The organism is Kordia sp. (assembly GCF_045105435.1).
In the GTDB taxonomy this organism is placed as follows: domain Bacteria; phylum Bacteroidota; class Bacteroidia; order Flavobacteriales; family Flavobacteriaceae; genus Kordia.
Map to the genome: position 1 here is coordinate 1 of NZ_JBGCDL010000131.1, position 12,279 is coordinate 12,279.

Annotated in this window: 10 protein-coding genes; 3 read left to right on the forward strand and 7 right to left on the reverse strand. The window is 34.0% G+C overall.

From position 1 onward, the window contains the following. On the reverse strand, nt 1–497 hold a 497-nt coding region (locus tag AB8B65_RS06670), incomplete at its 3' end, for a hypothetical protein (protein WP_405300094.1). Nucleotides 498–730: 233 nt separating this feature from the next. Here AB8B65_RS06670 and AB8B65_RS06675 point away from each other — a divergent pair. After that, the gene (locus tag AB8B65_RS06675) at nt 731–2,518 is read left to right on the forward strand and encodes a leukotriene A4 hydrolase C-terminal domain-containing protein (protein WP_405300095.1); all 1,788 of its coding nucleotides are present in this window, start codon (nt 731–733) and stop codon (nt 2,516–2,518) included. A gap of 370 nt (nt 2,519–2,888) precedes the next feature. Here the strand turns inward: AB8B65_RS06675 and AB8B65_RS06680 are convergent, their stop codons facing one another. From AB8B65_RS06680 to AB8B65_RS06700, 5 genes are all read right to left on the reverse strand, one after another. Beyond that, on the reverse strand, nt 2,889–3,830 hold the full coding sequence (locus tag AB8B65_RS06680; protein WP_405300096.1) for a septum formation inhibitor Maf: 942 nt from the start codon (nt 3,828–3,830) through the stop codon (nt 2,889–2,891). A gap of 56 nt (nt 3,831–3,886) precedes the next feature. Further along, the gene (locus AB8B65_RS06685; RefSeq protein ID WP_405300097.1) at nt 3,887–6,682 is read right to left on the reverse strand and encodes a CHAT domain-containing protein; all 2,796 of its coding nucleotides are present in this window, start codon (nt 6,680–6,682) and stop codon (nt 3,887–3,889) included. A 190-nt stretch (nt 6,683–6,872) separates the two neighbouring features. Continuing rightward, nucleotides 6,873–8,525 (reverse strand): T9SS type A sorting domain-containing protein, encoded by a 1,653-nt coding sequence (locus AB8B65_RS06690; RefSeq protein ID WP_405300099.1) that lies wholly within the window; start codon nt 8,523–8,525, stop codon nt 6,873–6,875. A 17-nt stretch (nt 8,526–8,542) separates the two neighbouring features. Beyond that, nucleotides 8,543–9,094 (reverse strand): hypothetical protein, encoded by a 552-nt coding sequence (locus AB8B65_RS06695; protein ID WP_405300100.1) that lies wholly within the window; start codon nt 9,092–9,094, stop codon nt 8,543–8,545. Between the two features lie 10 nt (nt 9,095–9,104). Continuing rightward, on the reverse strand, nt 9,105–9,878 hold the full coding sequence (locus AB8B65_RS06700) for a DUF4412 domain-containing protein (protein ID WP_405300101.1): 774 nt from the start codon (nt 9,876–9,878) through the stop codon (nt 9,105–9,107). Nucleotides 9,879–10,004: 126 nt separating this feature from the next. Between AB8B65_RS06700 and AB8B65_RS06705 the strand changes: the two genes are divergently transcribed. Next, nucleotides 10,005–10,544 (forward strand): RNA polymerase sigma factor, encoded by a 540-nt coding sequence (locus AB8B65_RS06705; RefSeq protein WP_405300102.1) that lies wholly within the window; start codon nt 10,005–10,007, stop codon nt 10,542–10,544. After that, entirely contained in the window at nt 10,544–11,284 is a 741-nt protein-coding gene (locus AB8B65_RS06710; RefSeq protein WP_405300103.1) for a tetratricopeptide repeat protein, read from the forward strand. The genes AB8B65_RS06705 and AB8B65_RS06710 overlap by 1 nt, the downstream gene beginning before the upstream one ends. Before the next feature lie 396 nt (nt 11,285–11,680). Here AB8B65_RS06710 and AB8B65_RS06715 read toward each other — a convergent pair whose 3' ends face one another. Continuing rightward, entirely contained in the window at nt 11,681–12,274 is a 594-nt protein-coding gene (locus AB8B65_RS06715) for a Maf-like protein (protein WP_405300104.1), read from the reverse strand. Between the last annotated feature and the right edge of the window lie 5 nt (nt 12,275–12,279).

A 12,279-nucleotide genomic window follows, 5' to 3' on the forward strand; every position in this document is an offset into this window, starting at 1 on the left:
CCGCCAGAAACCGTTCTAGGCTCTTCGTTAGACGGTAATGATATGTTTTTATTCAGGTAATATTCAAGGTCTTTAATTAAGAATTTATACTTTTTATTTTGAAAGTCATAAGTTACATTTTTTTTAATAAAACTCTTATAAGTATTTGTGTGTGAAACTTGAAAGTCCTCATCGTGAACAGTTATAACAAGTATTTTTTCAATCGGAAAATCTAAATCATCAAATACTGTAGAAAGTTTTTCTGAGTCAGAAATCCAAGTTAAATTTTCTTGATTCAATTTTAATCTATGTGATGGATGTCCGTGCTTAAAAATATTAAGCAAACATGGTATTTCATCAGAAGAAACATCAAAATAAGAATCGTGATTAAGCGAATAAGGTTTACCTTCGCTACAAAATAACTGTACACTCGGTATTTCAGTAAATAAATCAAAAGAGTCTTTCTCTAATGAATATCTGCCTTCACTGTAAAATGCTCCAATATGCTTTGAACTCATAGGGATTGTTTTAATGGTTAATTAATAGTTTTTTACATCACAAATGTATTTTATTAAGTAGCACGAAAGAATACCCCTGAAAGGGTAAATTACATTAATTGGATGTTTTTACGTAGTTTTGAAAAAATCGGTTAAACCATATAATTACCAAGACATCCATGACTATTTTTAAGAAACCTGCTTTTTTACTACTTACTTTATGTATTGTAAGTTGTTCAACGACTGAGAAAAAAATGAAAAAAATGAGCTCGTATGCCAACGATACACATTCGTTTGCAAAGCCTAACGAAGCGGTAGCAAAACATTTATTGTTAGATATTGGTGTAGATTTTGACAAAGAAATCATCACAGGAACAGCTACGTATACGATTGAAAGTACCAATGCAAACAATATTTTTTTTGATACCAAAAACTTAAAGATTCTGCAAACTTTTGTCGATAAAAAAGAAGTCAAATTTACGCTTGGCGCGAATGATGCCGTATTAGGACAATCGTTGTCTATTCCTATCGAAAGCGACTCTAAGATCGTTTCTATAAGTTACGAAACTACCGATAAAACGGAAGCATTGCAGTTTCTAAATCCGCAGCAAACAGCCGATAAAAAACATCCGTTTTTGTTAACACAAGGACAAGCCATTTTAACACGAACTTGGATTCCTATTCAAGACAGTCCGCAAGTGCGTTTAACCTATCAAGCCAAAGTAAAAGTGCCAAAAGAATTGATGGCGATTATGAGTGCGGAAAATCCGAAAGCGAAAAATGATACTGGAAACTATGTTTTTGATATGAAACAACCAATTTCACCTTACTTAATAGCGTTGGCTGTTGGTGATTTGGTTTACAAAGAAATCAGTCCGCGAACTGGCGTATATGCTGAAAAGTCAATGATTGACAAAGTACATTACGAATTTGCAGACATGGAAAAAATGGTGAAAGCTGCCGAAAATTTATATGGTAAATACGCATGGGATCAGTTTGATGTTGTGGTATTACCACCAAGTTTTCCGTTTGGCGGCATGGAAAATCCACGATTAACTTTTGCAACACCAACCGTTATTGCGGGCGATAGAAGTTTAACAAGTTTGATAGCACACGAATTGGCACATTCTTGGTCTGGAAATTTAGTAACCAATGCTACCTGGAACGATTTCTGGCTCAATGAAGGTTTTACAGTGTATTTTGAAATGCGCATTATGGAAGCTTTGTACGGAAAGGAATATGCAAATATGTTGGCTTCTATTGGGCGACAAGATTTGGCAGAAGAAATTAAAAACTTTCACGATCAGCCAGAAGCGACACATTTAAAGTTAGATTTAGAAGGGAAAAACCCTGATGATGGAATGAACAGTATTGCATATGATAAAGGATATTTGTTTTTACGTACACTTGAAGAAACTGTTGGGCGCGATAAAATGGACACGTTTTTAAAAGAATATTTCAACAAACATTCGTTTTCTACCATGACAACCGAAAAGTTTTTGAAGTATTTGGACAAAGAATTATTAGCTAAAAACAAGGTAACATTTAATGTGAACGATTGGGTTTATAAAGCAGGAATTCCAGACAATGCAGCTAAAATAGTATCCGATAAGTTTCAAAAAGTAGAAGAAGCCATTGTAAATTGGGAAAAAGGAACGTTGAGCGAAAAAGAATTAAGTAAAAAGGACTGGAATATTCAACAGAAAATTCACTTCATAAGAAACATTCCAACAGAAATTTCACTAGAAAAATTTATAGCGTTAGACAATGCATGTCAGTTTTCTACAGCTACAAATTCATACATCGCTATGGTTTGGTTTGAACAAGCCATCAATCATGATTATCATGGAAATAATGTAGATGCGCACATTGAAAACTTTTTAATGACCGTTGGTCGTCGTTGGTATGTTTCTACTTTATATAAAGCGTTTAAGCGAAACAATCAAGTAGAAACTGCAAAGCGTATTTACGAAAAAGCACGTCCAAACTATCATTCCGTTACGGCAAACACAATTGATGACATGTTAGGTGTTTCGTATTGAGTGAAATACTAAATGTATAATTTTGAATGCTAAATTTTAAATTGCTGCGTTCTAAGAAACTCTTTAACTTCTAACAACAAATCGTCAGTTCGAGTGAAATTCTGGAAGAAAAATATATCGAAAAGTGTGTGATAACATCAAATTTAGTATAATAAAAAAAAGGATACAATAAGGGCATATTGTATCCTTTTCATAATGAGATTATATCTAAGCCAGCAAGGTCAAGCGTGGAATTATGACTTAAATATATTTAGTAAATAATTTATCAGATTATTATTATAAATTTCGTGAAATTCTGAAACTTTCAATTACGGTTTTACCATAGAAGCACTACACGATTGCATTGATATCTTTCTGGTTTTTGTAGGATTTATAATCCCAATTTTTTCCGAAGCGTACTGTCTTTAACACTGTTTTTAGACCAATACGCGCTTTTTAACTTCTTGATTATCTTTGCTTTAGTCGTTAGTGTTCTTGCCGAATTTCCGTAGCCACTCGTAGCAGTTTCTGTCCATCCTAAAATATCGTGCGGAAAGCTAGTATTGAAGTTTATACTTAATTTCCTGTTTAATTTCGGATATTCCAATACATAAGTTGAAGTTGCGCCCGAAGTATTCAATGTTGCCGTTGCTTCATACGCTTTTAACGGAATGTGTTTCATGCGCAACACATCAAAAGCAGGAACTATTTTTTGTGAACCAACAGGCAATTGTGAAGGATCAATTCTGAGTTTTACCCACAATTCATCTTCCAAAATCTCTTTATCTATTGAAAATTTCTGATCTGATTCACTTTCAAAATACGAATACGAGTGCACGTCAAACTTTTCACGGTTGTTCAATTGTGTAAATACATGTCCGCACCATTCTTGCATGGAAGAAGTCGCTTTAATCGCATGTTCGTTATTTGCTACAGGATAAAACGTGCTTGTCATTATACTATATGGATACACGCCTGTGTAGAATTTCTTAGTTGCATTTAACTTTAACACAGGTACATTATTTGCGCGTTGCTGATCAGCTTTTACTTGCTTTTCAGGATTAAAATCTTCAGTTACATACACTAAAACCGCTTTTCCTTTATGAATTTCTCCGTAGCGTCCTTGCTCCAATTCAAAAGAAGTCAATTCGGCTTTGCCAGCATACCAATATTTATTAAAAGCTTCAGAAGTTGCTTGTGCAGGTTTCTCAATTTCTAATTTAGAAGTGTTTATGGCTGTGTCGGAAGCGTTACTTTTAACATTAGAACAGGCAATAATAGTTCCTACTACGGTAACTGCGGCTAAAATAAGTTGTCGGGAAATGGATTTCATCGTTTTTTTATAAAGATATTTAAAAACGACGATACTGCCAATGCTTTAACAATCTGTTAAAACAACTTCAAGTTATCCTTTCGCATTCGGAAGCTTAAAATAATAATAATGAAAAGTGTGAAAATTGCGATAAATATACAGACGAAATTGGTAGAAGTTTTAACTTGTAACGCAATTGGAGCGCTATCTCCATGCAATACAAATCCTGCCCAATAAAATGGTTTTTTAAAATTGGCGTCGTCTGTATTTTTAAGATAATTGATTTTTGCGTTGCGCAAAGCATTTGTTTTGGTTTCGCCTTTTTTCAAAGACTTGTAAAAATCAATCATAATTTCTTGCGTCACTTTATCCGGAACTTCCCATAAACTTGCCAATGTAGACGGAACGCCTGCCAAAGTAAACGCTCTGCTAAGCGAAATCATGCCTGTAGCATTGTTTAGTTTTCCTTTTCCGGTATTGCACGCGCTCAAAACTGCCAAATCTGCGTTGAGGTGCAAACCGTATAATTCTTCCAAATACATTTTGGTGTCAGTGCCATTTTCGTTGAAAACTAAGTGACTCAATTCGGGCGTTTCATTATCAATATTAGCGTGCATGGCAAGATGAATAATTTTTGCTTCGCGCGAATATTTAATAAAATTGTCTTTGGTGGCTAAAATAGATTCAAACAAACGACTTGGAAAAATAGCAGCCAACGATTTAGATTCGCTTTCAGCGCCAAGCAAACGGTAATTTTTATCGCGTAACGCAATTCCTTTTGTATTTGTTAGTTCAACATCGTATTGTGGTGTAAACACAATAATTTCATCATTTTTACTAGGTTGATTTTCGTAAGTTGTATGATTTACAAACACCAAATGTGTTGCATAATTGATTGTTGCTTCTTCAATCAAATACGTTTCTTTGTTTGTAATTAACGTTTCAAACGGCAAATAATGTAACGTTTGATCGGGAATTACTGTAAATTCCGTAAACGCGCTTGTATCAAAAGGAAATAATGCAATGAATAATTTGTGTGCAGTCGTTTTATTTTCTTGTTGTTTGCTAATCTGATTGTAATACGATTCTACCGTAGCCAATATATTTTTAGAAGCATCTAACTCATAAAACTGAATATCATTTTTAGTAATTTTAAACGCAAATAGCTGTTTTTCAATGTTTTTGTACTTTACAATTACTTTTGAAGCAGACATGCTTTTTTGAATGGTTTTAATATCAAAACGATCAAAAGCAAAATTTGTAATCTCAGGAAACTCTTGTTTTAGTGTTGCCAATTGTTGTGTTAACTGTTTGTTGTAGTCAAAAATGGCAGCAGTATCTTTTCGGCGTTTGGCAGCTACTAGGGCTTTTCTTATAGTTTGTTCTTGTTGTAAAACGGTATCGGAAATATTTGAAACAGTCAATAATCGACTTTGGCGAAATTTTTTCCAAGCCAATCTATTTTCTATAACTTCCATTTTGTTCAGCAAATTATTTAGCTTGAACTTGTGATGACCATATCCCATTTTTTTCAGTTTCAATATACCGCCAATTGCAGTTTGGTAATACTGTATGAGTTTGTCATTGAAGAGTTCTTCACGATAGCAATTTTCAAACTGTAGTAAACCCAATCGATACATTTTCGCGCCAAGCGAAAGTACAGTTGCATCTTTAGGATATTTTTTTACAATTTCATCTGCCATTTCGACTAACAATCCAGTTTCATTCAAATCGAAACTTGGAATAAAATTGGAGAAATCTTCTTTCAAGATACTTTCTCCGTGATGAATTGTAGCAATGGATTTTTGTAATGCTTCAACAGCTGCTTTTTTACGATCTAACGCAAGTAAAATAGACGCTTTTTCAGCTTCAAAATAGGAGATACGTGTGTCATTTTTTGGCAAATCTTTTAATAAGGAATTCAGTAGATTCAGCGCTTTTTCTTGTTTATTTTGAAACGTAAACGCTTTTACTTGATTAAATTTAATTTGAAATACGTGTGCCGCATATTTTCGTTGGTTTAGGTTTTGTAATGCTTTTTGTAAATAATTTTGCGCCATTTCTGCATCAGTTTTAGTAACTGAATCTTTTCGCAAATAAAAATCGCCCAACATATTTAGCGCAACGGCGTACATGCGTGTTTCGGGAACGTTGAATCGTTTATGGCGTTTTAGTTTATTTAATTTTTGAATTTTCTCAGTAGCAAATGCAATATCATTTGTTGTTAAAACCGCTTTATTATTGATGATTTCAACCGCTTTATATTGAAAAAGCACTGGTTTCGAAACTTCTTTCGGATCTCTAATTACCTTATTTTTATGCTCTTTATATGTTAATTCCGCTTTTGCTAGATAATTTTTAGCGTCATCCATAAAACCCAACCTTGCTGCCGAACTGGCAATACTTGCATAGATGGAAATTAAGTAATCGTAATTTGGATTGGCAACACTTTCCATTAATAAAGCTGCTTTTTTTGTGCTTTCGTAGAATTCTGTGTAGTTACTCAATTCATATTCCGAAAACGCACGTTCGTAATACAATTCAGCTTTATAGGTACGTCCTTCGTTGGAAGTTGGACATAACAAAATGGCTTCGTTGTATGAAGCAATTGAGACATCAAAACGTTGTATATAATATTCGGAAGCGCCTTTGTAAAAATACAGTTTTGCGCTAGACAAGCTGTCTAACTGTGAAGTATCGGATTTTAAAAGCGTAATTCCTTTTTCTGCCAATGCCAAAGATGCTGCATATTCTCCTTTATTGTATGTGGTTTTGGTTGAATTTAATACTGCTTGAGCTGTTTCTTGCGCATGCAAAAACTGCAGCGAAGAAAAAAGATATGAAATAATAATACAACGTAAAATTGTTTTCACTTACTGGGTTATTTTAGGGAATCTTGTCTAATTTACAGAATGTTAGCTAACAAATTAAGTTTATTATACGAGATAGCACTATTGGTGTGTGAATGGCACTAAATTTTATATGAACGGTAAATGAATCATAGGTATTTAATCCACAACCGTCCATATAAGTAACAACTCGAAACGTAAAAAACCGACATTGTTAGTCTTTGATAAAAGGAATTGTTTTGTAGTTTTTTAGTTTGATGAAATAATACCCAGCTCGCAAATGACTGACATCTATTGTCGTATTTAAACGATTGCATTGTCCGTTGCTCAGTTTTTTTCCAGAAACATCATATATAGTGAATTCGGTTTCAGTTTGTAATCCTTGCAATGTAATTTGTTTGGAAGTCGGATTTGGATAGAGCACAATACGTATTGTTTCAAAAGTGTCGACATTTAAAACACTTGCATCTTGCAAACTTGTAAGTTCGTCTCCATTGCCTGATTTTGTGCCTGAAAACCAAATTTTGTTTTGGTATGCAATCAAAGAATTGGTGCCAATTAATAAAATTTCTTCCGAGTTTCCTGTCAACACTTCCGTTCCCATAGCTGTTCCATCAGTAACCCACAATTGTTGCGAATCAAAGTAAAACAGCTTGTTGGCATAATTAGTAGCTTTTGAAAAATTGATAGATTCGCCCGTATCCGTTACGCTTACTACCTTTTCAGTTCCGCTTTCTGTTCCGTCTGTTTTCCATAATTCAAAATCGGAAGTTGTATTGTCGGAAGCTGCAAAGTATAATTCATTGTTGTAAATGGTGAAATTTGGAATATTTAATCCGCTTGCAAGATTATCTGTATCAATATCTTTTACCAAATTTGCGGTAGTTCCATCTGTTTTCCATAATTCGGAACCAATTATTTGTCCAGAAGTTCCATTGTAGCTTCTCGCTTTAAAATACAGTTCGTTGTTAAAAATGGTCAAATTAGAAGGATTACTTCCCAAACCAAATGCAGGATTTAGATTGTTTGGGAAAATATCATGCTTTATTGTAGTGCCTGCTAATGTTCCATCAGAAACCCACAATTCGCGACCTTCCGTTGCAGAATCGTCTCCCGAAACAAAATAAAGTTCGTTATTAAAAACGATTATTTCTGAGATGTTTTTCAAGCTACTACGCACCAATTCTGTATTGGCAGTTGTTCCATCGGTTTTCCACAATTCGCCATTTCCACCACGATTTACATAAAAATATAACAATCCGTTAAATACAGTTCCTAAGATATTTTTTCCAGGTTTCGTAATAAATGTTGGCGTGCCATTAGTAGCATCTTCAAAGTTTTTTACGGAAACTGTTCCCGTTGGTGTTCCGTCGGTTTTCCAAAGTTCAATAGATGAATTGGTGCTTCCGCGAAAGTAGATTTCACCATTATATTCTACAAACAGTTGATTGTCGTCATTGGAATTAAAATCCAAACCGCTAGACGAACCTGCGCGCACATCTTTTAATAAAATAGTTCCTGCGTTCGTTCCGTCGGTTTTATACAATTCTTGACCAACACCTGAAACAAATGCGGTAAAGTACAATTCGCCATTCATTACATATAAAGATTCTGGTGAATAACCTGCCCCACTATTTAAGTTTGTCGCTATAATTTGTGTTCCTGTATCGGTTCCGTCACTTTTGTATAGTTTTTTAAAAGAAGGCGTAATTTCAAAGGCTTGAAAGTAGATTTCGCCATTAAACTCAGTGATATATTTTGGAGAACTTCCATTGCTTCCCGACCAAATATCAATTTGCTCAAATGTATATTGTGCATTTGCATGTAGCCCTAAAAATAAGAGAAGTACGAGTAGTATTTTTTTCATTTTGTATTTTTTTGAGATTATTTTCTTCTAGATTCGTTTACGGTAAATTCAACTTTTACATTAGTTTCAACCGTTTGTTGTGTACCATCGTCGTTTCTAATTTTCATGGTAAGTGTATCTTCAAAATGACCAGAAACGGTTCTGCGTTTTTTGACAATTCCGTCTTTCCATGCAGATACTTTTGTAATGGTTGTCTGTGTGCAACCTGTAAAATCACCATCAATACGTTTGTACGATTTGCTATTGTTGAGGTCAATAAAATTCAAGCTTCCGCAACCCGAAGTACTTTTTTTAGGATTGTGCATTCCAGCGACAGCTTCACCCAAAAAATAACGATTGAAATAATGTACTTGAAAACCGTCTTTAGTCATCAATTTAGATGCGTTTACATTGCTTGCGCCTTTAAATAATTCCAGATTAGCTTGACTCGTGTAATTTCCTTTTTCAGGATAAAAAGTATGTGTTCCTTGCAATGGACCGTCACTAAAAGTAATAGTGATAAAGTGTTTTTTACTTTGCGAAAACGCTATTGTGCTACACAATAGGAATGCTATAAATATGTGTTTCATAAGTTTTGTTTTACATGGAAGTATATGCGTTCGCGTCGATTTTTACGTTGGTATTTGTGTCAATTTTGACAACTTTCATCGTGCCACTTTCGTTGGAAGCTTTGTATTGTAATTCCAATACGAATCCTTCAAATGGACCTTCTTTTTTCATGCCTAGAATCGGCACAAATTTTTGTTTGATTGGAAAGTCATTCGCAACCCAAGCATGTACTTTTCCGCCATCGTTTTCATAAGAATATTCGTGACAGGTATATCCGAGAATCGTTTTGGTATTTCCGGTTTTTTTCAAATCGTCATGTTGTGGCATTTTATCAGAATAATCCAACTGCCCAAGTTCTTCTCGTGAAACAGTTTTCTTAATTTTCATACCTGGCATGTCCATAAACATGGTGCTTGATGTCGGTGTGATGACTGCATATACTTTTCCGCCAGAATCATCGCCATCATTGTCTAACTTCATACAAATGACATCTGAATTTTTACGATCAAAAAGGAAGTCAATTTGAGCTTTTTCATTGCCTTCGGTTTGCATTTCTATCGTAATGCTTTGATTGAATGTGTACGATTTACTAGCCTTGTTGCCTTTGCTACTTTTTTTATTGCCCAATACTTTATCGAGCATTTGATCAGCGGCTTTTTCAGCTTTTTCCATTGCTTTTTCTTCTAGCTTTTGCTCAACTTTGTTTTCTACTTTTTTCTGAATGCGTTTAAGGAGTTGCGAATTCGCACTTTGCGCCGCTAAAAAGAAGCAGATGCAAGTGCAAGTTTTAAAAATTGTGTTCATGATTTATTACGTTTCGTTTCCTCTTTATATATTTACAAGGGAAAAGGTTAACATTGATATGAAATTTATTTTAGTTGAATTTATTTTAAATATTTTTGTTAACCTTTCGATTTGATTTTATACTGAATGGAAAAGCAACAAGTAGATTTACAAACACGACTGCGCAATGACGATAAAAAAGCATTGGAAGAAGTGTATGTGCTTTATAAAGAAGTATTTGTGAATTATGGATTGCGATTTAATTTGGATAAAGAAGATTTGATAGATGTATATCAAGACAGTGTTATTGCCATGTATCAAAACTTTACAACGAAGCAAACACGCATAGAAAATAGTAGTTTAAAAACGTATTTGTTCAGTATTGGGAAACACAAAATTTACGATCGGTTGAAAGAACGAAAGCTTTTGGTTGGTGGCGTTGTTGTGGAAAATGATTATGAAGAAATTGACTTAGATGAAACTGTTTTAACAAACGAACAAGAATTGTTGCGCAGGTATTTTCGTCATTTAGGCGCAAGTTGTCAAGAGATTTTAAAACTGTTTTATTACCGCAGTTTGAGCATTAAAGAAATTGTACAACAAACACACTATAAAGATGAGAATACGGTGAAAAGCCATAAATCTAGGTGTTTGAAAAAGTTAATAGGATTGATAAAACAAGATTGATGAAACCGGAAGAATTGATTCAGAAATACATACAAGGCACGTTAAATACAGCGGAGCAAGTACAGTTTGATGCATTGTTAAAAAACGATCTTGATTTTGCTCAAAAAGTAACCGAATACGAAAATGTACATGTTGCCATTAAAGCAAATGAGAAATCCGATTTGAAGTCGCACTTACAACAATTGGAAGCTTCGCAAAGTAAAACAGATATTTCTAAAAAGCCTTTCTACAAAAATATACGTTTGGCAATTGCCGTTGTGTTGTTATTGCTTTTCGGATTGATCGGAAATTATATCATTCAGCAAGCAACTATGAATGAAACCTTGTATACAACGTATTTTGAACCGTATCCAAATGCGTTGCAACCTGTGACACGTGGACCAAGCGATGGAATGCTACTTACGGATGCAACAAGAGCGTATGAAGCAAAAAATTACGAAGAAGCTATTAAAACTTTTGATATCATTCAAGCAGGACATGACAATCCAAATACAGAAATTTCATTTTACAAAGCAATGAGTTTACTTAACTTAGGTAAAGAAAAAGCTGCTTTAAATATTCTTCGAACGATTAAGGATCGTAAAACACGATTTACACCACAAATTTATTGGTATGGCGCGCTTATTCATATCAAACTTGATGAAAACGAGAAAGCTTTAAAAGCGTTAAAATATTTGGATACCCTTGAAACTACCTATAAAACCAATGAACGTAACATATTGAAAAGTAAATTAGAGTAAAAAAATAACTTTCTCATTTTAGCACTACACTGAAATCGTAATTTATAAATACCGATTACAAGCTTGTTTTTACAGGGTGATAATTTATAAATTGTAATTGGCTTTTCTTTTTTGAACACTAATTATCCGCTAGTTTTACTTTGTGTTTAATCAAAAAACTTACTTAAAAAAAATGTTTCTAACCGAGGTTATAGGGTAATTAATGGGAGAAACTAGAGCTTCGATTTATGTTCAACATATTATGCAATATATGATTCCCATCCTTTTTTGGACAATCAACTGGTAAAAGTAACAGATTATTTTTCTGTGCATACATAATATGATAAATACGATTAGTTCGTGAAAGTCGGGAGTTTTCTTCCGACTTTTTTTGTTGCTTTCGCAGGAATGGTAATTTTAGAACAGACTTTCAATCTCAGAAAACATTTTATATACCAAGTGCGTTGGCAAACCTACTACATTTGCGTACGAACCTTCGATACGAGCAACCTTTGTGTAGCCAATCCATTCTTGAATGCCGTATGCACCAGCTTTGTCAAATGGTTTGAAATTGTTGACATAATACCAAATTTCAGCATCCGTCATCGCTTCAAATGTTACTTTCGTTACTTCATGTACTACTTTTTGAGAAGTCGCAGTGGTAAAACAAACCGAAGTAATTACGTCATGAGTTTTTCCGCTCATGGTAGCAATCATATCAAAAGCTTCTTTTGCGTCTTGTGGTTTTGCTAACGAAACGCCTTCATGCCAAACTACAGTATCTGAAGTCACTAGAATGTCGTTGTCTTTTAATTCATTTTTAAAAACTGATGCTTTCAATTTTGCGAGATAATCCGAAATTTCATGATGTTGTAAATGTTTAGGATACACTTCTTCAACAGATTTCAATCGAATTTCAAAATTCAATCCTAAATCTTTAAAAAATTGCTGTCTTCTTGGCGAACCAGAAGCTAAAATGATATGGTATTTTTTAGAAAGTGTATCTAACATAATTT